Origin of the sequence: Enterobacter sp. 301B, assembly GCF_003850715.1 — a bacterium.
In the GTDB taxonomy this organism is placed as follows: Bacteria; Pseudomonadota; Gammaproteobacteria; order Enterobacterales; family Enterobacteriaceae; genus Enterobacter; species Enterobacter intestinihominis.
In genome coordinates, this window is record NZ_PQTC01000003.1 from 82076 (window position 1) to 108197 (window position 26122).

General features: G+C 56.7%; 23 protein-coding genes and 1 pseudogene. 9 read left to right on the forward strand and 15 right to left on the reverse strand.

Going from position 1 to position 26122, the window contains the following annotated elements; translation table 11 throughout:
• The first annotated feature begins 80 nt into the window (after positions 1-80).
• The 4 genes from uhpT to nepI all read left to right on the forward strand — a co-directional run bounded on the left by uhpT (position 81) and on the right by nepI (position 4533).
• Entirely contained in the window at positions 81-1472 is a 1392-nt protein-coding gene (gene uhpT / locus C3451_RS04610) for a hexose-6-phosphate:phosphate antiporter (protein ID WP_023298970.1), read from the forward strand.
• Positions 1473-1633: 161 nt separating this feature from the next.
• On the forward strand, positions 1634-2638 hold the full coding sequence (locus tag C3451_RS04615; protein ID WP_045620995.1) for an alpha/beta hydrolase: 1005 nt from the start codon (positions 1634-1636) through the stop codon (positions 2636-2638).
• Positions 2639-2789: 151 nt separating this feature from the next.
• Positions 2790-3242, forward strand: a complete 453-nt coding sequence (locus C3451_RS04620) for a DUF1198 domain-containing protein (protein ID WP_014830062.1) — start codon at positions 2790-2792, stop codon at positions 3240-3242.
• A gap of 100 nt (positions 3243-3342) precedes the next feature.
• The gene (gene nepI / locus C3451_RS04625; RefSeq protein WP_023298972.1) at positions 3343-4533 is read left to right on the forward strand and encodes a purine ribonucleoside efflux pump NepI; all 1191 of its coding nucleotides are present in this window, start codon (positions 3343-3345) and stop codon (positions 4531-4533) included.
• A 109-nt stretch (positions 4534-4642) separates the two neighbouring features.
• Here nepI and C3451_RS04630 read toward each other — a convergent pair whose 3' ends face one another.
• The 6 genes from C3451_RS04630 to C3451_RS04655 all read right to left on the reverse strand — a co-directional run bounded on the left by C3451_RS04630 (position 4643) and on the right by C3451_RS04655 (position 10567).
• The gene (locus tag C3451_RS04630; protein ID WP_023305152.1) at positions 4643-5548 is read right to left on the reverse strand and encodes an EamA family transporter; all 906 of its coding nucleotides are present in this window, start codon (positions 5546-5548) and stop codon (positions 4643-4645) included.
• 147 nt (positions 5549-5695) lie between these two features.
• Positions 5696-7075, reverse strand: a complete 1380-nt coding sequence (locus C3451_RS04635; RefSeq protein ID WP_045620996.1) for a carbohydrate porin — start codon at positions 7073-7075, stop codon at positions 5696-5698.
• A 138-nt stretch (positions 7076-7213) separates the two neighbouring features.
• Positions 7214-7516, reverse strand: coding sequence for a PTS lactose/cellobiose transporter subunit IIA (locus C3451_RS04640; RefSeq protein ID WP_014168006.1), 303 nt, complete (start codon positions 7514-7516; stop codon positions 7214-7216).
• A 5-nt stretch (positions 7517-7521) separates the two neighbouring features.
• Positions 7522-8898 carry a glycoside hydrolase family 1 protein gene (locus tag C3451_RS04645; RefSeq protein ID WP_045620997.1) on the reverse strand — a complete coding sequence of 459 codons (1377 nt, stop codon included), beginning with the start codon at positions 8896-8898 and terminating at the stop codon, positions 7522-7524.
• Between the two features lie 17 nt (positions 8899-8915).
• Complete coding sequence (locus tag C3451_RS04650; RefSeq protein WP_022646565.1) at positions 8916-10241, reverse strand: PTS sugar transporter subunit IIC; 1326 nt, start codon at positions 10239-10241, stop codon at positions 8916-8918.
• 11 nt (positions 10242-10252) lie between these two features.
• A complete protein-coding gene (locus tag C3451_RS04655) occupies positions 10253-10567 on the reverse strand; it encodes a PTS sugar transporter subunit IIB (protein WP_003861034.1) in 315 nt (104 codons plus the stop codon).
• A gap of 293 nt (positions 10568-10860) precedes the next feature.
• Between C3451_RS04655 and C3451_RS04660 the strand changes: the two genes are divergently transcribed.
• Complete coding sequence (locus tag C3451_RS04660) at positions 10861-11811, forward strand: LacI family DNA-binding transcriptional regulator (RefSeq protein WP_045620998.1); 951 nt, start codon at positions 10861-10863, stop codon at positions 11809-11811.
• A gap of 50 nt (positions 11812-11861) precedes the next feature.
• Here the strand turns inward: C3451_RS04660 and C3451_RS04665 are convergent, their stop codons facing one another.
• The 5 genes from C3451_RS04665 to C3451_RS04685 form a co-directional block, all read right to left on the reverse strand.
• Positions 11862-12158, reverse strand: a complete 297-nt coding sequence (locus C3451_RS04665; RefSeq protein ID WP_003861030.1) for a YicS family protein — start codon at positions 12156-12158, stop codon at positions 11862-11864.
• A 120-nt stretch (positions 12159-12278) separates the two neighbouring features.
• Entirely contained in the window at positions 12279-13643 is a 1365-nt protein-coding gene (locus tag C3451_RS04670; protein WP_022646568.1) for a TolC family protein, read from the reverse strand.
• Positions 13643-16753, reverse strand: a complete 3111-nt coding sequence (locus C3451_RS04675; protein ID WP_038414996.1) for an efflux RND transporter permease subunit — start codon at positions 16751-16753, stop codon at positions 13643-13645. The genes C3451_RS04670 and C3451_RS04675 overlap by 1 nt, the downstream gene beginning before the upstream one ends.
• On the reverse strand, positions 16753-17874 hold the full coding sequence (locus C3451_RS04680; protein ID WP_038414997.1) for an efflux RND transporter periplasmic adaptor subunit: 1122 nt from the start codon (positions 17872-17874) through the stop codon (positions 16753-16755). Before C3451_RS04680 ends, C3451_RS04675 begins: the two co-directional genes overlap by 1 nt.
• Positions 17875-18021: 147 nt before the next feature.
• A complete protein-coding gene (locus tag C3451_RS04685; RefSeq protein WP_022646570.1) occupies positions 18022-18591 on the reverse strand; it encodes a TetR/AcrR family transcriptional regulator in 570 nt (189 codons plus the stop codon).
• A 185-nt stretch (positions 18592-18776) separates the two neighbouring features.
• Here C3451_RS04685 and C3451_RS04690 point away from each other — a divergent pair, with 185 nt between their 5' ends.
• Complete coding sequence (locus tag C3451_RS04690) at positions 18777-19196, forward strand: GNAT family N-acetyltransferase (protein WP_022646571.1); 420 nt, start codon at positions 18777-18779, stop codon at positions 19194-19196.
• Here the strand turns inward: C3451_RS04690 and C3451_RS04695 are convergent.
• The gene (locus C3451_RS04695; protein ID WP_045621037.1) at positions 19193-19840 is read right to left on the reverse strand and encodes a TetR/AcrR family transcriptional regulator; all 648 of its coding nucleotides are present in this window, start codon (positions 19838-19840) and stop codon (positions 19193-19195) included. The genes C3451_RS04690 and C3451_RS04695 overlap by 4 nt on opposite strands.
• A 93-nt stretch (positions 19841-19933) precedes the next feature.
• Between C3451_RS04695 and C3451_RS04700 the strand changes: the two genes are divergently transcribed.
• Both C3451_RS04700 and nlpA read left to right on the forward strand, forming a co-directional pair.
• Positions 19934-21418, forward strand: a complete 1485-nt coding sequence (locus C3451_RS04700) for an MDR family MFS transporter (protein WP_223862221.1) — start codon at positions 19934-19936, stop codon at positions 21416-21418.
• A gap of 229 nt (positions 21419-21647) precedes the next feature.
• Positions 21648-22449, forward strand: a pseudogene (nlpA, locus tag C3451_RS04705) (lipoprotein NlpA).
• An 18-nt stretch (positions 22450-22467) separates the two neighbouring features.
• Here the strand turns inward: nlpA and C3451_RS04710 are convergent.
• Positions 22468-23148, reverse strand: coding sequence for an EAL domain-containing protein (locus tag C3451_RS04710; RefSeq protein WP_045621001.1), 681 nt, complete (start codon positions 23146-23148; stop codon positions 22468-22470).
• A 76-nt stretch (positions 23149-23224) separates the two neighbouring features.
• Positions 23225-23845 (reverse strand): LuxR C-terminal-related transcriptional regulator, encoded by a 621-nt coding sequence (locus tag C3451_RS04715; RefSeq protein ID WP_015570093.1) that lies wholly within the window; start codon positions 23843-23845, stop codon positions 23225-23227.
• A gap of 569 nt (positions 23846-24414) precedes the next feature.
• Here C3451_RS04715 and C3451_RS04720 point away from each other — a divergent pair.
• Positions 24415-25050 carry a LuxR C-terminal-related transcriptional regulator gene (locus C3451_RS04720; RefSeq protein ID WP_032622107.1) on the forward strand — a complete coding sequence of 212 codons (636 nt, stop codon included), beginning with the start codon at positions 24415-24417 and terminating at the stop codon, positions 25048-25050.
• Between the two features lie 6 nt (positions 25051-25056).
• Here the strand turns inward: C3451_RS04720 and C3451_RS04725 are convergent, their stop codons facing one another.
• Complete coding sequence (locus C3451_RS04725) at positions 25057-26121, reverse strand: fimbrial protein (protein ID WP_124304240.1); 1065 nt, start codon at positions 26119-26121, stop codon at positions 25057-25059.
• Position 26122 lies beyond the last annotated feature (1 nt).

A 26122-nucleotide genomic window follows, 5' to 3' on the forward strand; every position in this document is an offset into this window, starting at 1 on the left:
TTCACCTGGACGCTGTCTCAGGCATCTCTCCTGGCTGGTTTTTACAATGCTGCAAAAATCAGCTCAGGAGTAACTCAGTCATGCTGGCCTTCTTAAATCAGGTGCGCAAGCCGACCCTGGATCTGCCGCTCGATGTGCGGCGCAAAATGTGGTTCAAACCGTTCATGCAGTCCTATCTGGTGGTCTTCATCGGCTACCTGACCATGTACCTGATCCGCAAAAACTTTAACATCGCGCAGAACGACATGATCTCCACCTACGGGCTGAGCATGACGCAGTTGGGGATGATTGGCCTGGGCTTCTCCATCACCTATGGCGTGGGGAAAACTGTCGTTTCCTACTATGCGGACGGCAAAAACACCAAGCAGTTCCTGCCGTTTATGCTGATCCTCTCTGCCATCTGTATGCTCGGCTTCAGCGCCAGCATGGGCGCGGGCTCCGTCAGCCTGTTCCTGATGATCGCCTTTTACGCCCTGAGCGGTTTCTTCCAGAGCACCGGCGGGTCGTGCAGCTACTCCACCATCACCAAATGGACGCCGCGCCGCAAGCGGGGGTCGTACCTCGGCATGTGGAACATCTCCCACAACCTCGGCGGAGCGGGTGCGGCAGGCGTGGCGCTGTTCGGCGCGAACTACCTGTTCGACGGTCACGTCATCGGCATGTTTATCTTCCCGTCGATTATTGCCCTGATTGTTGGCTTTATCGGCCTGCGCTACGGCAGCGATTCCCCGGAATCGTACGGCCTCGGCAAAGCCGAAGAGCTGTTCGGGGAAGAGATCAGCGAAGAGGACAAAGAGACCGAAGAAAACGAGATGTCCAAATGGCAGATCTTTGTTGAGTACGTGCTGAAAAACAAAGTGATTTGGCTGCTCTGTTTCTCGAACATCTTCCTGTACGTGGTGCGCATTGGTATCGACCAGTGGTCCACCGTGTATGCCTTCCAGGAGCTGAAGCTTTCTAAAGAAGTGGCGATTCAGGGCTTCACCCTGTTTGAAGTGGGCGCGCTGGTCGGCACGCTGCTGTGGGGATGGCTCTCCGACCTCGCCAATGGCCGCCGCGCGCTGGTGGCCTGCGTCGCGCTGGCGCTGATTATCGCCACCCTTGGCGTCTACCAGCACGCCAGCAACCAGTACATTTACCTGGCGTCCCTGTTCGCGCTCGGCTTCCTGGTGTTTGGTCCGCAATTACTGATCGGTGTGGCGGCAGTGGGCTTCGTCCCGAAAAAAGCGATCGGCGCCGCCGATGGGATTAAGGGCACCTTCGCCTACCTGATCGGCGACAGCTTCGCCAAGCTGGGTCTGGGGATGATCGCCGACGGCACGCCGATTTTCGGCCTTACCGGCTGGGCGGGCACCTTCGCCGCGCTGGATGCCGCCGCGATTGGCTGTATCGTCCTGATGGCGATGGTTGCGGTGCTGGAAGAGCGTAAGATCCGACGTGAGAATCGTGCGCAGAAATTAAAAGTAGCCTGAGTGTGCAGGTAACTTCTTTGCCCGGTGTGTGATGCCGGGCTTTTTTATTTTGCACGGCCTACCTTTACTCCGCTTTACACACTCGCTCCTCTCTATGCTCTACAGTGTTTTTGCTGCCGCCTTTCGTGCAGCCTTAGCCCTTTTGCTAACGGAGAGCTTGCATGTTAACCCGACGATTGTCCTGCCTGGCGCTGCTGATAGCGCTGGCGTCCCCCGCAATGGCCGCAGATGCCCCCACCTACGGCGAGAAGCTGGAAGGTTTTGACTACGGCTGGCCGGTAAAACACTTTACCTTTACCTCGCAGAACCAGCCTCTGGATATGGCTTACCTGGACGTGAAACCGGAAAAACCCAACGGCCGCACCGTGGTGCTGATGCACGGCAAAAACTTCTGCGCTGGCACCTGGGACGGCACTATCCGCGCGCTGTCGGCTGGTGGGTATCGCGTGATCGCCCCTGACCAGATTGGTTTTTGTAAATCCACCAAGCCGGAGCATTACCAGTACACCTTCCAGCAGCTGGCGGATAACACCCACGCGCTGCTGAAAACGCTGGGCGTCGAGCGCGTGACGGTTATAGGACATTCGACCGGCGGCATGCTGGCAACCCGCTATGCGTTGATGTGGCCGCAGCAGGTGGAGCAGCTGGTGATGGTAAACCCGATTGGTCTGGAAGACTGGAAAGCGCGCGGCGTGCCGCATATTACGGTCGACCAGTGGTACCAGCGCGAGCTGAAAGTTAGCGCCGACGGTATTCGTCAGTACGAGAAAAACACCTACTACGCCGGGGACTGGAAGCCGGAGTACGAGCGCTGGGTCACCATGCTCGCCGGGCTGAACAACGGGCCGGGTAAAGCGCGCGTGGCGTGGAACTCGGCGCTGCTCTACGACATGATTTATACCCAGCCGGTTGTCTATGAATTTAGCGAGCTGAAGATGCCGGTATTATTGATGATCGGCACGAAGGACAATACCGCCATCGGGAAAGATCTCGCCCCACCGGAGATCCGCAAGACGCTCGGCAATTACGCGGTGCTGGGCAAAGAGACGGCGAACCGCATTCCGCACGCGACGCTGGTCGAGTTTAACGACATGGGCCACGCGCCGCAGATGCAGGATCCTGAACGTTTCCACGACGCGCTGCTGAAAGGGCTTCAGGCGCGCTGACGGGTCTCCAGCAACAGCCCGCGCAGCCACGCCTGCGCGGGATTGCTTTCATCGCAATTATCCAGCTTTTTTCGGTTCACTATTCTGGCCGTTCCCGCTGTTGACGCGCTGCGTTTCCCGCTATGATGGGCGGCTAGTCTAAGGAGAACGCATGGTCTGGATAATGCTGGCAACGCTTGCCGTGGTATTTGTGGTTGGATTTCGTGTCCTGACCTCAGACTCCCGCCGCGCCATCAAACGTTTAAGCGAGCGGCTGGGCATCACCCCGATGCCAGTCGAGTCGATGATCGATCAGTTCGGTAAAACGCCGGGCAATGAGTTTATCCGCTACCTTGAGCGCCCCGACGAGGCACATCTGCAAAATGCGGCGCAGGTGCTGCTCATCTGGCAGGTCTGCATTGTCGACGGCAGCGAAGAAAACCTGCATACCTGGCACCGCATGCTGCGCAAAGCCCGCCTTGCCGCACCCATTACCGATGCGCAAATTCGACTGGCACTTGGCTTTATGCGCGAAATGGAGCCCGATCCGCAGGAGCTGAACGCCTTCCAGCTGCGCTATAACCAGCTATTTCTGCCGGAAGAAGGTGTGTTTTATCTGCACTGATCCCCTCTAAAACCACAAAAGTTGTCAAATCGTTAAATCCGTCACACTTTTGATGATAAACTGCGCGACTTTTCCGCACGTTTTTATCTCAGGTGATGCCATGACAGAACATATCCAGCCCACGACTCCGCCGCAGGCCAAAGAGGTGTCTCGCCCCAACTGGTCGGCGGTTTTCTCCGTGGCATTTTGCGTCGCCTGCCTGATCACCGTTGAGTTTCTGCCGGTCAGCCTGCTGACGCCGATGGCGCAGGATCTGGGCATTTCCGAAGGCGTGGCGGGGCAGTCCGTTACCGTCACCGCCTTTGTGGCGATGTTCGCCAGCCTGTTTATCACCCAGGCGATTGGCACCATTGACCGTCGTAAAGTGGTCATTCTGTTCAGCGTGCTGCTGACGCTCTCCTGCCTGCTGGTCTCTTTCGCTGAAAGCTTCACCCTGCTGCTGCTGGGTCGCGCCTGCCTGGGGCTGGGGTTAGGCGGCTTCTGGGCGATGTCGGCCTCGCTGACCATGCGCCTGGTGCCCGCGCGCACCGTGCCAAAAGCGCTGTCCGTTATCTTCGGCGCGGTCTCTATTGCGCTGGTGATTGCCGCGCCGCTGGGCAGCTTCCTTGGTGGGATTATCGGCTGGCGTAACGTCTTTAACGCGGCGGCAGTGATGGGCGTGCTGTGCATTATCTGGGTGTGGAAAGCGCTACCGTCTCTGCCGGGTGAAGCGGCGCACCACAAACAGAACATGTTCGCGCTGCTCAAGCGTCCGGGCGTGCTGGCGGGGATGACCGCCATCTTCATGGCCTTTGCCGGGCAGTTTGCCTTCTTTACCTATATTCGCCCGGTGTATATGACCATGGCGGGCTTTGACGTGGATGGCCTGACGCTGGTGCTGCTGAGCTTCGGTATCGCCAGCTTCGTCGGCACCTCACTGTCGTCTCAGTTCCTGAAGCGCTCCCTGAAGGTGGCGCTGGCGGGTGCGCCGCTGGTGCTGGCGATCAGTGCCGCGGTGCTGGTGCTGTGGGGCAGCGACAAGTGGGTCGCATCGGCGATTGCGATTGTCTGGGGCTTTGCCTTTGCGCTGGTGCCGGTGGGCTGGTCGACGTGGATCACCCGCTCGCTTGCCGATCAGGCGGAAAAAGCCGGGTCGATTCAGGTGGCGGTGATCCAGCTGGCGAACACCTGCGGCGCGGCGGTGGGCGGCGTAGCGCTCGACCATCTGGGGCTGACGTCACCGCTGGTGATCTCCGGTACGCTGATGCTGCTGACCGCGCTGCTGGTGGCGGGGAAGGTTAAGGCGAAGTAGTCAATTCTCCCCTCACCCTAACCCTCTCCCCGCAGGGGAGAGGGGACTGCTCGGTGCTGTCTTTTCACCCTCGCCCCTTTGGGGAGAGGGCCGGGGTGAGGGCATCAGGCTACGCCGATGCCTTAACCCTTCTGCGTGAATCCATCGAAATCAGCACCACCGACGACACAATCAGCAGCGTTCCCAGCCAGTCCGGCAGGGTGAATGCCACCCCCAGCAAAACCACCGACAACAGCGCGCTGCTCAGGGGTTCGGCGCAGCTCAAAATGCTTGCCTTCGGCCCGCCGATCATCTGCGCGCCCTTCAGATACAGGCTGAACGTCAGCGCGGTGCCAATCACCACCAGGTAGAAAAACGCCAGCAGCAGGCCGCCGTCAATGGCGAAGGTGGTGCCGCGTCCGGCGTAGAACGGCGTCAGCATTAGTCCCGCAATCAACATACTCCAGCCGACAATCGGCAGCGTGCCGTAGCGGGCGATAAGCGTTGATGGATAGGTGGTGTAAAACGCCGCGGCAAACGCCGAGGCGATACCGAAGAACAGTGCGGCAGGCGAGATGGAGAGCGACGTCGGATCGCCGTGGGTCACCAGCAGGAAGGTACCCACAAGCGATGTCAAAATCGCGGATAAGACAAATATGCCGGGACGCGTTTTCCGCGCCAGGGCGAACCACGCCACGATGATGGTTGGCGACAGGAACTGAAGCACGGTGGCCGTCGCAGCGTTGGATTTTTCAATCGTCAGCAGGAAGGTGAGCTGCACGGTGAGCGCGCCAACCAGTGAGAAAAACAGCAGGCTGAGGGCGTCTTTGCGGTTTTTGATGACCGAGAAAATCTTGTCGCCGTGAACGAAGGAGAGCGTCAGCAGGATCACGCCGGTAAACAGCAGACGAACCATGGTCAGGTAAGGCGAAGAAATGTGGCTTTTCTCCATGATGTACTGCGCGCAAACCCCGGAACTGCCCCATAAAACGGCGGCGATCAGGACGTTGAGCATCCCTTTGCGTGTGGAACCCATGTTCTCCCCTGTTATGTTGTCGTTAATTGGCCAACAGCATAGCATGGTTGTGTGCGGCCTGATGCCCTCACCCCGGCCCTCTCCCACGGGGAGAGGGGGAAAACCGTAGGCCGGGTAAGCGTAGCGCCACCCGGCATGTTGTTGACCTTAGAACCACGCCTCCCACATCGCGCCGACGTTGAAGTCATCGAGCGTTTCGTCTTTGGTGTTGTTCACGCGCGCGGTGCGTTCGTTGTCCACTTTGCCGCCGGTCACGTAGAAGCGCAGCATCGGACGGAACTCCGGCCCCATGGCGATAGACATGTTCTGCGACAGGGTCAGCTTCCAGCCCTTGTTGTCGCCGCCGTTGTCGTAATCTACGTGCTGCCAGCCCGCTTCCAGCCAGGTGGAGTGAACGTCGTTCCACCAGTGCATCGGGCGCACGATGGCGTTGTAGTTCTTACGGTTGTCGGTGTCATCACGGCTGTTGTCATAGTCGTGGAAGGCGAGGATGTACTCCACCTGCGTGGCCTGGGTGAATTTATACAGCCCTTCGAAGCTGGCGTAGACCGTGGTCAGATCTTCGGTTTTGTTGAACACGCTGTTGTCCGAATTATCGGAGTAGCGGGCGATCACCTTGTTCACACCGCTGTCGTTGGTGTGGCTCAGCACCACGCCGCCCTGCCAGGCGTTCAGACGCTCGTCGCTCTCAACGGCTTTGGAGTCAAAACCGTAGTTGGCGTACAGCTCCAGGTCGATCGGGCCGAGCTTCATGCCGTGGATTTTTGAGGTGGCAGCGTAGTTGCCCTTGTCACCCGTGCCGGAGCCGCCGGTACAGGTGATGCGCGACGGGTTGGCTTCATCTTCCATCACTTCCGGGCTACATGATTCCACCGCCGCCACGGCAGCCACGTCGAACTGCACGCCGCCGATGTTGAAGTTCTTCACCCCGGCGCCCTGGCCATCGTGGTTCATCCAGAAGTAATCGTTGATGCCCTGCTGCGGACGCTGGTGGAAGTCACGACCGGCCCAAAAGTAGGCGTTCGGGTTGGAGGCCATAATGTTGGTCACCCCGGCGTAAGCTTTTTTGAGGTTAACTTCGTCGCCCCAGTGGTCGATCATCACGTTGATGTCCCAGATGGCGCCGTTATCACCCTTGAAGGCCTTGGAGAGCTGGAATTCCCCGCCGTTGCCTTCGTTACCCAGACGACCAATCGCGGATGCGCCGTTGTAGGAGCCGTCCACCGCCACATACTTCTGGTCAGCGGCCTGGAAGTGTGCGCCGTAGCGGGCGTAGCCGGTAAATTTGATGCCAAACGGAATCGCCATGTCCGGGGATTGCGCTGCGCTCTGCGGCTCGGTGATGACGTCCGCTTTTTTCGCGACCGCCGCATCCATTTTCGCCTGACGCTCGGCCAGGGCTTTATCCACCGCTTTCTCCACAATGGCGTCAATTTGCTCCTGCGTAAATTCTTGCGCGAGCACGGAAATTGGACAAAGCGCGGCGATAACCGCCATGGTTAATGGAAGTTTTTTAATCGTATTCATGGTTATCTCAATATAGTTTAATTTTATTCAGACAATAACCATCCCGCTCCGATCTGACAGAATATGTCGCTATCATCAGAACAAGTGGATTTCTAGTTTTAGGTACAGAGGTATTACATTAAATTATATCGCCATAGACTATCTCTGATATAAATGAATAATCTCTTCAGATAATTCACGCGCTAATAGCGAATTCATTAAATGATCCTGCGCGTGCACCATAATTAAGGTCATCGGCTGGCGGGCTTCGCCCGCGTCCTGCTCGATCAGTTTGGTCTGCATCTTGTGTGCCTGGCGCGCGTAGCCATCGGCTTCACGCAGCAGGCTTTTGGCTTCGTCAAGGTTGCCCTGGCGCGCCGCATGCAGCGCTTCGAAGCACAGGCTGCGGGACTGACCGGCGTTGACGATAATTTCCATTACGGCTTCTTCTAATGCGATCATCATTTTTACTCTTTATCAAAGCAATTATTTAAGGCGGTAGCGGCAAACCACTCTCCGCTTTTTTTAATGGTGCGCTGCTGCGTCTCCAAATCGAGCTGAATAAAACCGTAGCGGTTTTTATAGGCATTGCACCACGACCAGTTATCAATAAACGTCCACATATGGTAGCCAAGGCAATTGCAGCCTTCGCTAATACCTTTATGCAGCCACGCTAAATGCTCAGAAATAAATTCGATGCGGTACCGATCGTTTATCTGACCGTTTTCAATAAAGCGCTGCTCGTTTTCGACACCCATCCCGTTTTCAGAAATAAAACAGCGGGGGTTACCGTAATTGTCGCGCAGGTTAACCAGAATATCGTAAATACCCGGCTCGTAGATTTCCCAGCCGCGGTACGGGTTCATCTTACGGCCCGGCATCTCGTAGCTATCAAAGAACCACTCCGGCATAAACGGCGCCTGCGGGTTCACCGCGCTGTCGCGACACTTCACGCGACGCGGCTGATAGTAGTTAACGCCGAGCAGGTCGATTTTCCCTTCCGCAATCAGGAAACCGTCTTCCGGCTTGCAGGCGGGTAGATGATCGTAAGATTTCAGCAATGCCACCAGGTCGGCCGGATACTCCCCGCGCAGCACCGGGTCGAGGAAGCTACGGTTAAACATCAGATCCGCGATATGCGCCGCCTTCACGTCCGCCGGGTTCTGCGAACGCGGGTATGACGGCGTCAGGTTCAGCACGATGCCGATCTCCCCCGCGTAATGCCCGGCGCGGTAAGCCTGAACGGCCTTCGCATGGGCCAGCACCGTGTGATACGCCACGGTCGCCGCCCGACGAAAATCCACCACGTTCGGGTAATGGAAATCGTACAGATAACCGCCTTCCACCGGCACGATCGGCTCGTTGAAGGTAAACCAGTGCAGCACGCGGTCGCCAAACAGCTCGAAGCAGATCTGCGCATAGCGGGCGTAGGCGTCCACTACGTCACGGTTTTCCCAGCCGCCTATCTCCTGCATCGCCATCGGCATGTCGAAATGGAACAGGGTGATAAACGGCGTGATGCCCTGTTCATTCAGCTCATCAATGACCTGATTATAAAAATCGACCGCGTCCGGGTTCACTTCACCGATACCGTCGGGGATCAGGCGCGCCCAGCTAATCGAGGTGCGAAAGCTGTTGTGGTTCAGCTGCTTCAACAGCTGAATGTCCGTTTTCCAGTGCTGATAAAACGTGGAGGTGTGCTGCGGTCCCACGCCGTTGTGAAAACGGTTCGGCTCGCGGGCAAACCAGTAGTCCCACGTGGTTTCACCCTCTCGTGTCCCTTCCGTCTGGAGAGCGGAGCTTGCGCTGCCCCACCAGAAGTTATAGGGAAATGCGTATTTCATGACCCTTCCTCTTTGACTTAATTGCTAACTGTTTCAGCGGTGCCGACGGTTGCCTGGGCTTTCTGCTCTTCATTTTTGATGAGCGTACGCTCATAGGCGCGCAGGAATGGCAGGTACATCAGGGCGGACATCACCATGCAGACCAGGCACATCACCACCGGGCTCAGCGCCCAGTTCGCCGCCCACGAGGCGCCAATCGGCGCGGGCGTGGTCCACGGGGTTAACGAAACCACCTGGGCCAGCCAGCCGAGTTTGGTTGCGCCGTACGCCAGGCAGGCATTGACCAGCGGAACAAACACGAACGGGATAAACAGCATCGGGTTCATGATGATCGGCGCGCCGAACAGAATCGGTTCGTTGATGTTAAAGAAGCTTGGCACAACGCCCATTTTGCCGATGGTGCGCAGGTGAGTGGCGCGGCTGCGCAGCAGCAGGAACGCCAGCGGCAGGGTCGAGCCTACGCCGCCAATCAGCAGGTAGTGATCCCAGAAACCTTGCAGATAAACGTGCGGCAGCGCCGCGCCCGCCGCCAGCGCCGCCTGGTTTGCAGAGAGGTTCGCCATCCAGAACGGGTTCATGATGCCGGTGACAATCAGCGACCCGTGGATACCGGCAAACCAGAAGATCTGGCACAGCAGAACGGAGAGCAGAATCGCGGGCAGCGAGTCAGACGCAGACACCAGCGGCTCCAGCAGGTGCATAATCGCCTGCGGGATGATCATCCCGGTCTGCGCTTCAATGAACAGGTTCAGCGGATGTAGGGTACCAATCACCACCATCACCGGGATCAGGATCTCAAACGAACGCGCCACGCCGGTCGGCACCTCTTTCGGCAGGCGGATGGTGACGTTGTTCTGCTTCAGCCACGCGTACACACGGGTGGAGTAGATCGCGGTGATAAGCGCAGTGAAGATGCCCTGACCCGACAGATACTGCGTCGAAATTTTGCCGTCGGCATACGGCGCGGCGACCAGCAGGAAGGCCATAAAGGCCAGCAGACCGGACATCACCGGATCGAGGTTAAACTGACGTCCCAGGCTCGCCCCAATCCCCACCGAGATGAAGAAGGTCATCACGCCCATGCTGAGGTTAAAGGGCAGCATCAGCTGTTCGCGGTAGGTCTCGGAGAAATCCAGCCAGCCGCGGGCGAAGCTGTTGGTGGTATCCGCCGAAAACGGCGGGAAGATAAACACCAGCATAAACGAGCCGATGATCATAAACGGCAGCGCGGCGGTAAAGCCGTCGCGGATGGCAATCACATACTTTTGCTGACCGAGCTTCGCGGCCAGCGGCGTAATTGACTGTTCAATCACCGCGACCATGGATTGATATAACGAACTCATGTGAACACCTTTTAGTGTGCCGCTTCGATGAGCGACAGAGCATAGTCCAGTACTTTATCGCCACGCTGCATGCCGTAATCCATCATGTCGATGGGCTGCACCGGTATGCCTTGCGTCGCTGCCTTGTCTGAGAGTGTCTTTAACATGTATTTCACTTGCGGTCCGAGAAGCACCACCTGATAGTGCGGAAACTGCGTATCAAATTCGGATACGCCATACGCATCTATCTTCACGGGCAAGCCCCGTTCTTTTGCTACATCGATCATTTTGCTGACCAGCAGGCTGGTGGACATCCCGGCAGAGCAGCACAGCATAATCTTGAACATCGACGACCATCCTCAAAATGTAAAAAGTTATTGCGATGATGATTGGACATGATACGGAAACCGGTTTCCATTCATAAAAGACAGAAGTGTGACAACCATCAATATCCACTATTTATGACGCTAATTAACCGGATGTGGGTCACATAATTTGGCTGTTTTGACATCAAATTGAGTGGAAACGGAAAATCGGTTTCCATGGAAAACGGAAACGGATATACTCCGTTCTGGCTATAATGTGAGCCGTAGCGGTGATGGAAATTACAGACGCCAGTTGCGTCTGACAGGGGAGAGAGATGTCTACAATCAACGATGTATCGCGTCTGGCCGGGGTGTCCAAAGCCACGGTATCACGGGTGTTGAGCGGGTCGCGTGGCGTTAAAGAAGCCAGCCGACAGGCTGTTCTGAGAGCGGTGGATGAGCTGAACTATCGTCCCAACGTGATCGCCCAGTCGCTGCTCAGCCAGTCGACGGGCTGCATTGGGGTGATTTGCGCGCAGGAGAACATTAACCAGACCACCGGTTACCTGTACGCGCTGGAAAAACACCTCAGCCAGCATCAAAAACATCTGCTGCTGCGTTTCGCACACACGAAAACAGAAGTGATGAACGCCCTTGAAGAACTCTCCTGCGGCTTATGTGATGACATTCTGGTGATTGGCGCGCGTTTCCCGCTGGACGTGGACATGGACAACGTCATTCTGGTCGACTGTATGGAAGCCGATAACGCCCACAGCATTCAGTTCGATCACGCGTTCGCGGCTGAAACGGCCTGCAACTATCTCACCAGCCAGGGGCGTCGCCAGATAGCACTGATCCACCCGCACGGCAGCGGCTTTGCCGATCAGGTGCTGCTGGGTTACAAACATGCGCTGGAGAAAAACTTCCTGCCCTTTAATCGCAACCTCGTGTTTATGGACGCGACTTCATCGTCCGTTGCGCTTCAGGAATTACTCAACAACGCGTCCACGCTGAATTTCAACGCGCTGCTGGTGGCAGACGAGCAGGAAGCCCAGCGGGTGATCCCGCAGTTACAGGCGTTTAATAAATCGGTACCGGAAGATATCATGGTCTTCAGCCTCGGCGGTTCGCTGCATCTCCCGGGTATTCCGGTGATCCCGGCCATTGAGTATTCCATGGACGCCATGGCGGCGCGCATCGTGAGCTGGCTGACAGCGAAAACGCAGATGCTCGGGTCCTACGTTCTGCGTGGGGATTTGATTATTCCGGATGTGCGGAAGCGTTAAACATGTGATGTAGGCCGGGTAAGGCGCAGCCGCCACCCGGCGCTCAACCCTCAGTAATCTTCCATACAATCCACCTGACTTACTGCATCCCAGTAGGCGTCCAGGTTGTCACGCTTCACGGCGGTGATGGCATTTTTGATCAGCAGCTGATTGGCCTCAGACGACAAAATCATCGCCTGCCAGGCCTTATCGCTCTGCTTTTTCTGCGGGGTACAGGTTTTCTTCACATCTTTCAGGACCTGCTGTTTTATCTGGGCCTCTTTCTCCGGAGCGCTCTTCTCCTGCGCGTGAACAAACGCAGCGAAAATCAGGCAAACGAGCAGGCAAACCAGGTGTGCAGATTTCATTGAGACCTCCGGTAAAGTCACAGGCTTTCTCTGAAATGTATCGTTACATTCAGGCAGGCGATTCCAGCCGAAAGTATGAATTTACTTTTCACCTGGTATGAGAATCGCCCTCTCAGGCCGTTACTGAACCCCTCCACCCAGCGATTGCCACAGCGTGATGCGGTTTTCCAGGTCGGTTTGCTGCAAGGCAATCAGTGATTCCTGTGCCGACCACAGCGATCGCTGCGCGGTGAGCACCGTCAGATAATCGCCCGCGCCAGCCTTGTAACTGCGCGTCGCCACATCCAGCGTTTTTTGCTCCGCCGCCACGTATTCACGCTGGGCATCAAGCTGTTCGCTCAACGTTTCGCGCCGCGCCAGCGCGTCGGCCACGTCCTTAAACGCGCTCTGGATGGTTTTCTCATAGGTCGCAATTAACCCTTTTTTCTCCGCTTCCGCATAGCGCAGCTGCGCCATATTGTTGCCCCCGCTAAACAGCGGCAGGGTGATGGACGGCGCGAACGACCAGACCTTCATGCCGTGGCTGAACAGGGATGACAGCGAATCGCTGCCGACGCCCGCGCTGGCGGTCAGTGAAATGGTCGGGAAGAAGTTGGCGCGTGCCGCGCCGATGTTGGCGTTAGCGCTCAGCAGGTTATGTTCCGCCTCCTGAATGTCCGGGCGACGCAGCAGCGCGCTGGAGCTGACGCCCGCCGGGATCAGCGTGATGGCGTTATCGCTCAGGCTCTCCAGCGTGCCGGGCAGCAGGTTCTCGGGCACCGTATCGCCCGCCAGCAGGTTAAGGGCGTTTTTGTCCTGCATCACCAGCGTCTGGTAGCTCGCCACGCTGGCGCGCGCCTGCTGGTAAACCGCCATCGCTTCACTGACGTCCGTGGCCGCTGCCACACCTACTTCCTGCTGACGTTTGACGATTTTGAGCGAGTTCGCGGCGCTCTCCAGGGTGGATTTCGCCAGCGCCAGATTGCTGTTATCCGCCGCCAGCGTCACCCAGGCCGTGGTCAGCTCGCTGACCATCGTCAGGCGCGTGTTCTGCGCGGTGAACTCGCTGGCAAGCCAGGTTTCACGCGCGGCGCGCGACAGGCTCTGGTTGCGGCCAAACAGATCCAGTTCGAAGCTGGAGACCGTGCCGTTGGCTTCGTCGCTCGTCGCGACGCCGCTCGCCAGCGTGCGGCTGCGGGTGTGGCTCAGTTCCGCGTCCACCGTCGGGAACAGGGACGAGCGCGTTTCGCCATACTGGGCACGGGCGGCGTCGATATCCGCAATCGCTTTTTGCACGTCGCGGTTGCTGTTGAGCGCCATCGTCACCACGCTTTTCAGCCGCGCATCATTCATCACCTGCTGCCACTGGCTCACCACGGCGCTGGCTTCGCCGTGCGCGCCGGGCAGTGTGGCCGGAACGGGTGCGTCCGGGCGCTGATACGTGGGATCTAATGACACACAGCCTGCGCTCAGCAGTGCTAACGCTAAAACAGTTACACGAAACATTATGACCTCCGGTTTGCGTGCTTACCGGAGAACAGACGTTTCACCAGTACAAAGAATAAAGGAACGAAGAAGATCGCCAGCAGCGTCGCGGCCAGCGTCCCGCCGATAATGCCGGTGCCGATCGCCACGCGGCTGTTGGCCCCCGCGCCGGTGGCAATCGCCAGCGGCGTCACGCCTGCGATAAACGCCAGCGAGGTCATGATGATCGGACGCAGACGCGTCTGGGCGGCCCGCAGGGCGGCGCGCGTCAGGGAGTAGCCTTCGGCCACTTTGGCTTCGGCAAACTCGACAATCAGAATGGCGTTCTTCGACGACAGACCGATGGTGGTCAGCAGCGCCACCTGGAAATAGACATCGTTGCTCAGGCCGCGCAGGGAGGCGGCAATGGCCGCGCCCAGCACCCCAAGCGGGATCACGAGGATGACCGAAATGGGCACCGACCAGCTCTCATACAGTGCCGCCAGGCACAGGAACACCACGAGGATGGAGAGGGCATAAAGGCTCATCGCCTGACCGCTCGCCAGTTTTTCCTGCAACGACAAACCGCTCCACGCCCAGGTGCTGCCGGACGGCAGGTTATTCGCCAGCTGCTCCATTTTGCTCATCGCCGTACCGGAGCTGGCGCCGCTGGCGTTCTCGCCCTGAATTTCATACGCCGCCGAGCCGTTGTAGCGCACCAGGCTTTCCGGGCCATACTCCCAGCGGGTGGTGGCGAAGGCGGAGAATGGGGTCATAGTGCTGTCGCTGCCGCGCACATACCATTTGTTGAGATCCGACGGTACCGCGCGATAGTCGCTGTCGCCCTGGATGTAGACCTTTTTCACGCGGCCACGGTCAATGAAGTCGTTCACGTAGGTGCCGCCCCAGGCGCTGGACAGGGTGTCGGTGACGTCGCTCAGGGAGAGCCCCAGCGACACGGCTTTGTTGTTATCGATATCCACCTGAAGCTGCGGCATCTGCGGCAGATCGTTGGCGCGCACGGCGTGCAGCGAGCTGTCCTGATTCGCTTCGCCAATCAGCTGGTTACGCAGTTTCAGCAGCGCGTCGCGGTCGGTGCCGCCGCTCGCCATCAGCTCAAAGGTAAAGCCGTTGCTCTGGCCCAGACCGTCCACTGCCGGCGGTGTCATCGCAAAGATGGTGGCATCGCGGATGGCGCTCAGCTCCTGCGTGGCGCGCAGGGCAATGGCCTGCGCAGTGTTTTCCTCGCCTTTACGCTCTGACCAGTTTTTCAGGGAGACGAACGCCATCCCGGCGTTCTGGCCGCTGCCGCTGAAGCTGAAGCCTTCAACGGTAAAGATCACGTCGGTATTGGCTTTCTCTTTGGTGAGGAACCACTCGCGTACCTGGCGGCTTACCTCTGCGGTACGCACTGCGGTTGCGCCGGCAGGGAGGGTGTACTGCACCATGATTTCACCCTGGTCTTCGGTTGGCAGGAAGCTGCCCGGCAGTTTCAGCATGGCGAACCCCATCGCGCCGCAGAGCAGGGCGAAGATCACCAGCATGCCGCCGGAACGGCGCAGGGCGCGCAGAACCTTATTCTGATAGCCGTGCTCGGTCTTACTGTAGAAGCGGTTAAACGCGCCGAAGAAGCCCTTTTTGTGCGGAGCGGTGTGATTCAGGATCGAGCCGCACAGCGCGGGCGTCAGGGTCAGCGCCACCACTACGGAGAGGAACATCGCCGAAATAATGGTGACCGAGAACTGACGGTAAATGACCCCGGTAGAGCCGCCGAAGAAGGCCATCGGCAGGAATACCGCAGAGAGCACCAGCGCAATGGCGATCAGCGCGCCGGAAATTTCGCCCATCGATTTTTCGGTCGCTTCCCGGGCGGGCAGCCCTTCGTCGCGCATAATACGCTCGACGTTTTCCACCACCACGATGGCGTCATCCACCAAAAGTCCTATCGCCAGCACCATGGCAAACAGCGTCAGGGTGTTGATGGAGTAACCGAACAGCGCCAGCACGCCGAAGGTGCCCAGCAGCACCACCGGCACCGCCAGCGCCGGGATCAGCGTCGCGCGGATGTTTTGCAGGAACAGGTACATCACCACCACCACGAGGATAATGGCTTCGAACAGGGTCTGAATCACGTCCTCAACGGAGATCTTGATGAACTCGGTGCTGTCTTTCGGGTAGGCCACGTCGTAGCCTTCCGGCATCGACTTTTTGAACTCGGCGATCTTGTCTTTTACCGCCGTGGCGGTGTTAAGCGCGTTGGCGCCCGGCGAGAGCATCACCGCCATACCCGCCGCCGGGTGGCCGTTCAGCTTCGCGGTGGCGGTGTAGTCTTCGCTGCCCATCTCCACGCGCGCGACGTCGCTGATGCGCACCACCGCACCGTTGGACTCGCTCTTGACGATGATTTTTTTGAACTCATCGACCGTTTGCAGACGCGACTGAGCGCGAACGGTGGCGGTCAGCTGTTGGGCGTTCGACGAGGGCAGCGCACCGATTTTACCGGCGGAGACCTGCACGTTCTGCGCTTCAATCGCGCTCTGCACGTCGGAGGGCATCAGCGAGTACGACGCCAGCTTAGCCGGGTCGAGCCAGATGCGCATCGCGTATTCTGCACCGAACACCTGCAGGCTGCCGACGCCATCCACGCGCGCCAGCGGATCCTGCATATTACTCACCAGCCAGTCGGCGATATCCGAGCTGCTGGCGGTGTCGGTTTTATCATATACGCCCATGATCAGCAGGAAGTTGCTCTGGGATTTTTCGACGGTGATCCCGGACTGCTGCACCTCGGTCGGCAGGCGTGATTCCGCCTGCTGGACTTTGTTCTGCACCTGTACCTGAGCGGTGTCCGGATCGGTTCCCTGTTCAAACGTGACGTTGATGCTCACCGAACCGTCCGAGCTGCTGGTGGAGGTGAAGTAGAGCAGGTTATCCAGCCCGGTGAGCTGCTGCTCGATCACCTGCGTCACGCTGTTCTCCAGCGTTTGTGCGGAGGCGCCGGTGTAGGTGGCGGATATTTTGATCGACGGCGGGGCAACGTCCGGGTACTGCGCAACGGGCAGCGTGCGGATCGCCAGTATCCCGGCGAGCATGATGAGAATGGCGATAACCCAGGCAAAGACCGGGCGACGCACGAAGAAACGGGAAAACATCAGGCGTTTCCTCCGTTGGTTTTCATCTCTTCAGCTTTCACTTCCTGCCCGGCGGTGACTTTGTCGGTGCCTTCCACAATCAGCTTATCGCCCGCCTTCAGGCCATTCAGCACCAGCCATTTATCGCCGTAGGTGTCGCCCGTCTCCAGCTGACGCTGCTCGACCTTGTTGCTGGCGTTCACCACCAGCGCGGTGGCGGTACCTTTGGCGTCGCGGGTGATGCCCTGCTGCGGCGCGAGGATCGCGTCATTCATGATGCCTTCATCCACTCGGGCGCGGACGAACATGCCCGGCAGAAGCTGATGCTGCGGGTTCGGGAAGACGGCGCGCAGGGTGACTGAGCCGGTAGACTCATCCACCGCCACTTCGGTTAACGCCAGATGGCCTTTTTCGCTGTAGCTGCTGCCGTCTTCGAGGATCAACGACACGTTCAGCGTATCGCTGTTGCTGGCGAGGGTTTGCTTGCGTAATCGCAGCAGATCGGCGCTGGAACGGGTTAAATCGACGTACATACTGTCCAGCCCGCGAATAGTGGCCAGCGCGGTATCCTGCTGGGCGGTCACCAGCGCGCCGGGGGTCACAGAGGAGATGCCGATACGTCCGGCAATCGGCGCGGTGACGGTGGTCCAGTTGAGGTTAATGCGGGCACTTTCCAGCGCGGCTTTCTTTGACTCGACGCTGGCCTTGTCCTGCGCGCAGGTGGACTTCGCGTCTTCCGCATCCTGACGTGATACGCCGTCATCCTTAACCAGCTGCGCATAGCGCCGGGCTTTCTGGCAGTCGGCCTGCACCAGCGCCTGCGCCTGTTTCAGTGCGGCGGCAGCTTCATCATAAGCGGCGCGGTAGCTGGAAGGATCGATCTGATACAGCGCCTGCCCGGCCTTGACCGTATCGCCTTCGGTGAAGAGCCGTTTCTGAATAATGCCGCCCACCTGAGGGCGCACTTCGGCGCTCATCGCGGCGGCGGTGCGGCCGGTCAGCTCGCTGACCACGGACACCGGCTGGCTCATGAGTGTGACAATCCCCACTTCCGGAAGAGGACGCTGGGGAGCAGATGTTTGCGCATTATCGCACCCTGTCAGGAGGAGTAATGCTGCGATGGAGGTTGTTATGGTTTTCATAATCTTTTTCCAGGGTGAACGAAGCCTGCCCTGTTAATCGCTTAACAGGGAGGAGGGCTAATTAAAAGCACAGCGATCCCGCATCTCCGGCAGAGCCAGAAATGAAAAAAGGGAAATTACTTATTTCCGCTAATTATTCACATGCGATTACTTCGCAGAGAAAAGCATATTTAAAATATTCTGGTATATGGGCTCTAATTGTTCTGACGGTACTTTTAAAGGCGTGAGTCGACGGTAAATCGTGCCTTCGATCATCACGGCGGTAATCTCCACGCAGCAGCGAATATGCTCATCGCTCAGGTGGGGGAACTGCTTTTTCAGGTGCTCACAGGCGTTGGCGAACATGCGGGCTTCGGCTTCGATCAGCATGTTTGCCACCAGCGGATTACGTGTGGCCTCTGCGGACATTTCGAGCATTAGCGCGTCATCATCTTCGTTAAGCGTCTGGCGCCAGGCAAGCGCCTGCGGCATCCCTTCAACCAGGGTTTTGCCCTGCATCTCCTCAATACGTGAGTCGATAATGCGCCGGATCATCTCTTCAATGATCGCGTCTTTGTTACTGAAATAGCGATAGATTTGTCCGACGCTGAGCCTGGCTTCGCTGGCGATCTGCGACATGCTGGCAGCGTGAAATCCACTGGCGCGAAAGCAGCGGCGCGCGGCGGTGATGATTTCGTCCTGCCGTAGTTTTTGTCGTTCTTCCAGCTTTGTGCTCATCGTCGGCTACCGTAAAAAGTGAGAATGATCGTTCTCATTATACGTTTTCGGAGCCTATTGGAAAGGTTTTTTTTATTTACATACTGAATGAATATTTCCTTGTTTAAACAATGGAGGAAATAAGGAGTTTTTATGAAGGTTAAGCTGTGAGATATTCAGATTGCGCTGAAAATAAGGAGAGATTTATGCACCTGAGCATTACAGATAAAGTCACGGCTGAAGAAAAAGAAGAATTATTAACGGGGCTAAGAGCCTATAACGCGCAGTATTTAGATCTGGCGACGTTTAGTGGCGATATTGGCGTATATGTGCGGGACGACAACGGCGTCATGCTGGGCGGGTTAATCGGCGTACGTAAAGGCGACTGGCTGAATATCGACTTTCTGTGGGTCAGCGACAGGGTGAGGGGAACGGGCGTCGGCAGCCAGCTGATCAAAACGGCTGAAGAGGAGGCCCGTCGTAAAGGGTGTCGTCACGCGCTGGTGGATACGGTCAGCTTCCAGGCGCGTCCGTTCTATGAAAAACAGGGTTATCAGGTGCAGATGTCCTTGCAGGATTACCCTTATCAGGGAATGCAGAGACACTATCTGACCAGGGATCTTTAACCACCGATCCCGTTGCCGATCACGGCTAACACGTGGCGCACAACGATCTCCGGCGAGAGGGCATTAAGCCTCTCGTCATTGCGCATGCGAGAGAAAGGCACCAGCACCAGGCTCAGCAGCGTCGTGAACAGCAGTTCGGGGGCCAGCGCCGGATTCAGCTTTCCTTCCTGCTGCCAGCCTTTGATGGTTGCCAGCGTGGTGTGATATTTCTCATCGCCAAAGCGCTCCTGCAAATGCGTACGCAGTACCGGCATCTCGCCGATCACCTCCTGCATCCACAGCGGGGCAAACCAGCGATACTTTTCCGCCAGTTCGGCCAGCACCCTGACCATTTCCGTCAGGGCATGCACCGGCGAATCCCGGTTGTCGGCGAAAATCGCCCCGATCCGCTCGCGTAACGGCAGGAAGCGCTCCTCAATCATCGCATCCAGCAACTGTTCTCTGGAGTTGAAGTAGTAGTGCAGCATGGCGGGCGTCACGCCGGCTTCGCGGGCAATAGCGTTCAACGACGTATTGGCGATCCCCTGGCGGGAGAAGAGGTTCAGGGCGATGTCCAGCAGCTGTTCGCGGCTGGCGGTAACGCGCTTGCCGCCGCGCGGACGTCCGGGACGGCGGGGTTCAGAATTGTCTTTTAGTGCTGGCACGGTCACGCTGTCTCTTGATCTTATCCATAACTTACCTGAATATTAATTATTCGATTAATTAATTTCAAGCGATCTCTTATGGAGTCTGACGTAATGACTCAACCTGCGAAAAAGGCGCCGTCGATTAAGCTGCTGTTCAGCGCACTCCTGCTGGTGATGCTGCTCTCGGCGCTGGATCAGACCATTGTCTCCACCGCGCTGCCGACCATCGTCGGCGAGCTGGGCGGGCTGGATAAGCTCTCCTGGGTGGTGACAGCCTATATCCTCAGTTCGACCATCGTGGTGCCGCTGTATGGCAAATTCGGCGATCTGTTTGGCCGTAAAATCGTCCTGCAAATCGCAATAGTGCTTTTCCTGGTGGGCTCTGCGCTGTGTGGCCTGGCGCAGAACATGACCCAGCTGGTGCTGATGCGCGCCCTGCAAGGGCTGGGGGGCGGCGGCCTGATGGTGATCAGCATGGCCGCCGTGGCGGACGTGATCCCGCCTGCCGATCGGGGTCGCTATCAGGGGCTGTTTGGCGGCGTGTTTGGCCTGGCGACGGTGATAGGCCCGCTGATCGGCGGGTTTATCGTTCAGCATGCATCCTGGCGCTGGATTTTCTACATCAACCTGCCGCTGGGGCTGTTTGCGCTGCTGGTGATTGGCGCGGTATTCCACGGCAGCGCGCGGCGCAGCAAGCATGAGATTGATTACCTGGGGGCGATTTACCTCAGCATGGCGCTGCTGTGCATCATTCTGTTTACCACCGAGGGCGGTACGATCCGCCAATGGAACGACCCGCAGCTGTGGTGCATTCTGGCCTTCGGCCTGACGGGGATCGCCGGGTTTATCTACGAAGAGCGGCTGGCGTGGGAGCCAATTATTCCGCTGTCGCTCTTCCGCGACCGCAGCTTCCTGCTCTGTAGCCTGATTGGCTTTATCATCGGCATGTCCCTGTTTGGCTCGGTAACGTTCCTGCCGCTCTATTTACAGGTGGTGAAAGACGCCACGCCAACGCAGGCCGGCTTGCAGCTGATCCCCCTGATGGGCGGGCTGTTGCTCACCTCCATCATCAGCGGGCGCATCATCAGCCGCACCGGGAAATACCGTCTGTTCCCGATCCTCGGCACGCTGCTCGGCGTGGTGGGGATGGTGTTACTGACGCGCATTTCAATCACCTCCCCAACCTGGCAGCTGTACCTGTTTACCGGCGTGCTGGGCATGGGGCTGGGACTGGTGATGCAGGTGCTGGTGCTGGCGGTGCAGAACAGCGTGTCAGCCGATCAATACGGCGTAGCGACCTCTGGGGTGACGCTGTTCCGTTCCATTGGCGGGGCGATTGGCGTTGCGCTGTTTGGCGCGGTGTTCACCCATATTCTGCAATCAGGGCTGATCGACAGGCTGCCGGAAGGGGCGGAACTGCCGCGCGAACTTAATCCCGTTGCCATTCACCATCTGCCTGATGCCCTGCGTCTGGACTATCTGGATGCGTTCGGCTCGGCTATCCATGCGGTGTTTATGCTGGCGGCGGGGATTATGGTGCTGGCGTTTGTGCTGTCGTGGTTTTTGCGCGAAGCGCCGCTGCGTCGGCAGGCGTGAGGTTAGCGGTTCTGCTTGCGCCTGGACTACCGTAGCCTGATGCCCATCGCCCGGTGGCGCTACGCTTACCGGGCCTACACTTCGCCCGTTACGTAGGCCGGGTAAGCGCAGCGCCACCCGGCAACAGGCCGCATATAACTTAACCGTCTTACTGATTCCTTTTCGTTTTTTAGCCTGCCGTCTCGTTGTCGATATAGTCTTCAAAACCACTGTCGAAAGGAACTGTCTCGTGAAATTTCAGTTGAGTGCTCTGGTGCTCGCGGCCCTGCTGCTGGCAGGTTGCGATCAAGGCGGCAATGATGCCAAACACATTAAAGTCGGCGTGATTAATGGCGCTGAGCAGGACGTGGCGGAAGTCGCCAAAAAGGTGGCAAAAGAGAAATACGGTCTGGATGTTGAGCTGGTGGGCTTTAGTGGCTCGCTGCTACCCAACGATGCCACCAACCAGGGCGAACTGGACGCCAACGTCTTCCAGCATCGCCCGTTCCTTGCACAAGATAACAAGGCGCACAATTACACGCTGGTCGCCGTGGCCAATACCTTCGTCTTCCCGATGGCGGGTTACTCCCGAAAGATTAAATCGGTGTCGGAGCTGAAGGATGGCGCAACCATTGCGATTCCAAACGATCCCACCAACCTCGGCCGCGCGCTGTTGCTGCTGCAAAAAGAGAAGCTGATTACCCTTAAACCAGATGTTGGCCTGCTGCCAACGGCGCTGGATATTACCGCGAATCCCAAAAAACTTACAGATTATGGAGCTGGAAGGGGCGCAGCTGCCGCGCGTGCTGGACGATCCGAAAGTGGATGTGGCCATCATCAGTACCACCTATCTTCAGCAAACGGGGCTGTCTCCGGTACATGACAGCGTCTTTATTGAGGACAAAAACTCGCCTTACGTGAATATAGTGGTCACGCGTGAAGACAACAAAGACGCCGAAAACGTGAAGGAATTTATCCAGTCCTATCAGTCGCCGGAAGTGGCGAAAGCGGCAGAGACCCTTTTTAACGGCGGTGCGGTGCCGGGCTGGTAGGCCACGGTAAGCTGGCCCTCACAGCGTTACGCGGGCATCGGTGCGGCTTTCGGGCCACAGAAAACCCTGGCCAGACTGTGCGCCAGACGTGCGGGCGCGCGCCAGATCCCGCGAATTCTCGATGCCTTCGATAAGAATTGATTGCGCGATACCTGCCCTGACCTCCTGCACAAACGGGGCAAGCGGCGCGCGCTCGCGCAGCGCTGAACGGTCAATTTTTACCCCATCCAGCGGCAGCGCAAGCCGCGCGAACGCCTCAGCCAACTCCCGGGTTAAATCGTCCAGCCAGATTTGCCATCCCGCCTCTTTTAACCGAACAAGCATGGCATGAAGACGATGTTGCTCAGCCTCGCTCAGCCGTGTGATGGTGAGAGGATCCTGAATTTCAATCGTTAACCGCTGCTGATGGCGTAACGCCAGCAACAACCGGATAGCGCGTTCGTCGAGAAGGTGTTCTGCCGGAAGGTTTAGCCAGTAAGCGTCCCGGGCGGGTATCTGTAACAGGGTGTTGGCCTGCCAGAAGAAGATTTGCAGTGTGCTGCGGGAAGGCAGAGAAGCAAACAATATCTCCAGATTGACGTTATGGATCTCCACGAGAACTTCATGCGCGAACATCTGGCCCGAATGAAGATCGACAAGCGGCTGGAATCGCAGCCCTGAGATACGTTGCAACAGGGGAGAGGGAAGAACGGTATACATGGAACAGCCTTCAGGAAATGAAAAAAAGGTTCCCGCGGACACGGGAACAAAAGGCAAACGACACACGGTCAAATTCTTAATTCAGGATCCAGCGAATGCTCTGGTAAAACGAGGGGCCACGCACGGCCTTAAGCTTGTTCATGGCGTTGTTTTTATAAAAGTAAACCAGCCTGACGTTACACCCCAGCTGACGGGCGATTTGCTTGGTTTTGAGATTACAGGAATAGCCGCGCAATACGCTGGCCTCCTCGCTGGACAGCCTCGCCGGGGTGCGTAAGCGGGTAGTCATGCCTACGTTGTAACGACCAGACTCTTGCGGCGTCTGGCTCATCAGTATTTGCCACAGCGCTTTGATATCCCCCAGGGAGACTCTTTTGCTGATTACTCCATCAACATGTTTGAATTTCAAATAGCCAGCGGATAACGAATAGATATAGATCTTCGCCGTCACTTGTTTCTGTTTAATACAGAGAATGTCGTCATTCGTCGTCACCCGGAAATGACGCGTATTCAACGGATCATAAATGATGATATCAAAGAGTTGTTCACTCATAGCAAGTTCTTCGATATGGGTAAACCCATGGAAAATAACGTCGTGTTTTTCATCAGGCTCACGCTTTCCGAGCGATTGCAGGCCAATCATCGTGAATTCGCAGCTGTCAACAACGGCAACGTGAATTGTTTTTTTATTTTGCATTGGCATTCTCCTTTCGCTGAGTAAACAGTCCATATAAGAGAAAATGGCGGTTCGCACTCTCTTATTAAAAGAATGGCGAGCACTTTTTAAATAACGCGATGCGATGGCATCAATGTAAGCCAATACAAACCGTCGAGTAAAGCCGATGCCAATTATTAGAGGAAGATAAAATTGAAAAATGGTTTTAATGGTATATGCAATTGTTTTAATCTTCTAATAATATTCATGCCAGATTTTTATTCTGTGAATGGGCGGTTAATAAGCATCAGAAGGTTGATTGATGGGGTTTATCCACCGTTTTTTCAGTGGTTTACTGCTATTCCTGAAAGAAAAATTGTGATCGCGGCAGGGTTATCGACAAGGCTTTATCTGCAAGAGGAAACGGCGTGCAGAATAAAATAGAATTTTTTCTATAAATTTAATGTCCTTGTTCAGATTTTTAAGCCTGAGAAGGATAAAATCCTGGCGCGAAGAGGTTGTGAGTGGTGAGTACATAAACTATTATCATTTTCCTCCGGTCACGAGAATTTAGAAAAGACATGAATAATACTGAACGTATCGTAAGGGTAATGGTGTTTTACAAAATAAATATATTTAAAGAGATAATATTCCGGGCGCTCCATGATCTTTTACCCGATTACGTACTGAACATTACTCAGGTCGATTCCACTGAACAGGCGCTGGCGGCGGTCGCGGATAATAACGTGGATGTTTTCTTCACTGAATTTAATTATCTGCTTAATCATAAAGAGTGGAGTGCGGAGGTCAGCAGCCGTTTTACATCTTTATGTAAAACCCATCACGTCAGGCGTGTTCTGTTGGTGCCCGAGCTGCCTTACGGGCTGTTAAAAAAAGTTCTGGAGATGAAATTTGAATTAACCATCAGTCAGCAGGATGAATTGACTGAACTGAAAAAGGAATTACCCGCGTTGCTCATGGCGGACGGGCAAACACCGTCGATCTCTTCGTGGCTCAGGCGGGTAATGCGGTCCGGTTCCCGGGCGCGCTCCATCCTCTCGGCCAGAGAGTGGGAGGTGCTCCATCTTATCGTGGAAGGATTTTCAACGACGGAGATTGCCCGTCATCGAAACCGTTCGGTCAGTACCATTGCGACGCAGAAGCACAATGCGATGAAAAAGCTGAATCTTTCCAACCACAGCGAACTGATTAAGTATGTGCAAGCGGTTGGAAAGATGGAGAAATAGCTCACATCAGGGATAGATAATATTCAGCGTAGCCGATGTATTGATCTTACCCTGGCTCACCTGGGCGGGCGCCCACACGTAATAGTACGCCGCCATCGGAAGGGTGAAATGTTCGTCCAGCGCCGCGCCAGCCGCCACGCTGAAAATCATCGTGGCGTTGCCACGGCTGGTGGTTGAGGTAGAGAAGGTCACCGGCGTTTGCGGGGCGTCACGTTTTATCAGGCGTAGCCCCACGCCCTGCGCCGCGCTACTGCTGCTGTCGATCAGCACTGAGCTGTCGGTTGAGAGCAGCTGCGTGCTGGACAGAAACATCTCAATTGCCCGATCGGAATTGCCGTTAACCCCGACGTTCTGACAGCTCATGTTCAGTAAAAAAAGCGTCAGCCCCGGCTGTGAGGATGCACTGAGCTGGGGAATGCCGAGCGTCGGCAGCGCTACGGTCAGCCCCGCATTATCAAAGGAACAGGTAGTCAGTTTTGGCGCGTATTTGATGATCATCGGCTGACCAAACATATCGCGGTTGTCGTAAGGCCACTTGAACCCGCTGAATAACCACTGCGCTATCTTGATGACCTGATTGATTGGCCAGGTGATGATTTCCCAGAAGGATAGCCCACTCATGTCGCTGACGAACAGAACGTCGCTCATGTTCGCTGTATCCCCCGTCAGGGTAGTGCCGCTCTGGTTAACGAGGGTGAAGCGAACCGTAAACGGTGTGTTCAGCTCAGACGCCGTATGGCTACCGCTGGCAGTCAGGGTTTTATTGGCCGGGGGATTGGTGATCTCCGCCCGCACCATATACTTGTTATTGCTGAATCCGAGGATGGTCGCGTATTTGCTGTCGGTCGAGAGGATCGGCGTGTAAGAAAATTCACTGTTACCTGTCGTACAGTTGAATGAGCCGCTGTACTGGGTGCTGAAGCTGCCGGTCCATGTGGGCGTGGCCGGGCTCAGCTTATCCGATAAATCAATGGTAATCGGTGTGCCATAAACGATGCTGCTGCCGGAGCAGGTGGCATAGCTCATCCCACTAATACTGGAGAGGAGCAGGAATATGAATGATCGTAACATT

Excerpts from the sequence above, each read along its gene's own strand:
- uhpT (WP_023298970.1), top strand. The coding sequence starts at position 81 with ATGCTGGCCTTCTTAAATCAGGTGCGCAAGCCGACCCTGGATCTGCCG.
- C3451_RS04615 (WP_045620995.1), top strand. The coding sequence starts at position 1,634 with ATGTTAACCCGACGATTGTCCTGCCTGGCGCTGCTGATAGCGCTGGCG.
- C3451_RS04620 (WP_014830062.1), top strand. The coding sequence starts at position 2,790 with ATGGTCTGGATAATGCTGGCAACGCTTGCCGTGGTATTTGTGGTTGGA.
- nepI (WP_023298972.1), top strand. The coding sequence starts at position 3,343 with ATGACAGAACATATCCAGCCCACGACTCCGCCGCAGGCCAAAGAGGTG.
- C3451_RS04630 (WP_023305152.1), bottom strand. The coding sequence starts at position 5,548 with ATGGGTTCCACACGCAAAGGGATGCTCAACGTCCTGATCGCCGCCGTT.
- C3451_RS04635 (WP_045620996.1), bottom strand. The coding sequence starts at position 7,075 with ATGAATACGATTAAAAAACTTCCATTAACCATGGCGGTTATCGCCGCG.
- C3451_RS04640 (WP_014168006.1), bottom strand. The coding sequence starts at position 7,516 with ATGATCGCATTAGAAGAAGCCGTAATGGAAATTATCGTCAACGCCGGT.
- C3451_RS04645 (WP_045620997.1), bottom strand. The coding sequence starts at position 8,898 with ATGAAATACGCATTTCCCTATAACTTCTGGTGGGGCAGCGCAAGCTCC.
- C3451_RS04650 (WP_022646565.1), bottom strand. The coding sequence starts at position 10,241 with ATGAGTTCGTTATATCAATCCATGGTCGCGGTGATTGAACAGTCAATT.
- C3451_RS04655 (WP_003861034.1), bottom strand. The coding sequence starts at position 10,567 with ATGTTCAAGATTATGCTGTGCTGCTCTGCCGGGATGTCCACCAGCCTG.
- C3451_RS04660 (WP_045620998.1), top strand. The coding sequence starts at position 10,861 with ATGTCTACAATCAACGATGTATCGCGTCTGGCCGGGGTGTCCAAAGCC.
- C3451_RS04665 (WP_003861030.1), bottom strand. The coding sequence starts at position 12,158 with ATGAAATCTGCACACCTGGTTTGCCTGCTCGTTTGCCTGATTTTCGCT.
- C3451_RS04670 (WP_022646568.1), bottom strand. The coding sequence starts at position 13,643 with ATGTTTCGTGTAACTGTTTTAGCGTTAGCACTGCTGAGCGCAGGCTGT.
- C3451_RS04675 (WP_038414996.1), bottom strand. The coding sequence starts at position 16,753 with ATGTTTTCCCGTTTCTTCGTGCGTCGCCCGGTCTTTGCCTGGGTTATC.
- C3451_RS04680 (WP_038414997.1), bottom strand. The coding sequence starts at position 17,874 with ATGAAAACCATAACAACCTCCATCGCAGCATTACTCCTCCTGACAGGG.
- C3451_RS04685 (WP_022646570.1), bottom strand. The coding sequence starts at position 18,591 with ATGAGCACAAAGCTGGAAGAACGACAAAAACTACGGCAGGACGAAATC.
- C3451_RS04690 (WP_022646571.1), top strand. The coding sequence starts at position 18,777 with ATGCACCTGAGCATTACAGATAAAGTCACGGCTGAAGAAAAAGAAGAA.
- C3451_RS04700 (WP_223862221.1), top strand. The coding sequence starts at position 19,934 with ATGACTCAACCTGCGAAAAAGGCGCCGTCGATTAAGCTGCTGTTCAGC.
- C3451_RS04710 (WP_045621001.1), bottom strand. The coding sequence starts at position 23,148 with ATGTATACCGTTCTTCCCTCTCCCCTGTTGCAACGTATCTCAGGGCTG.
- C3451_RS04715 (WP_015570093.1), bottom strand. The coding sequence starts at position 23,845 with ATGCAAAATAAAAAAACAATTCACGTTGCCGTTGTTGACAGCTGCGAA.
- C3451_RS04720 (WP_032622107.1), top strand. The coding sequence starts at position 24,415 with ATGGTGTTTTACAAAATAAATATATTTAAAGAGATAATATTCCGGGCG.
- C3451_RS04725 (WP_124304240.1), bottom strand. The coding sequence starts at position 26,121 with ATGTTACGATCATTCATATTCCTGCTCCTCTCCAGTATTAGTGGGATG.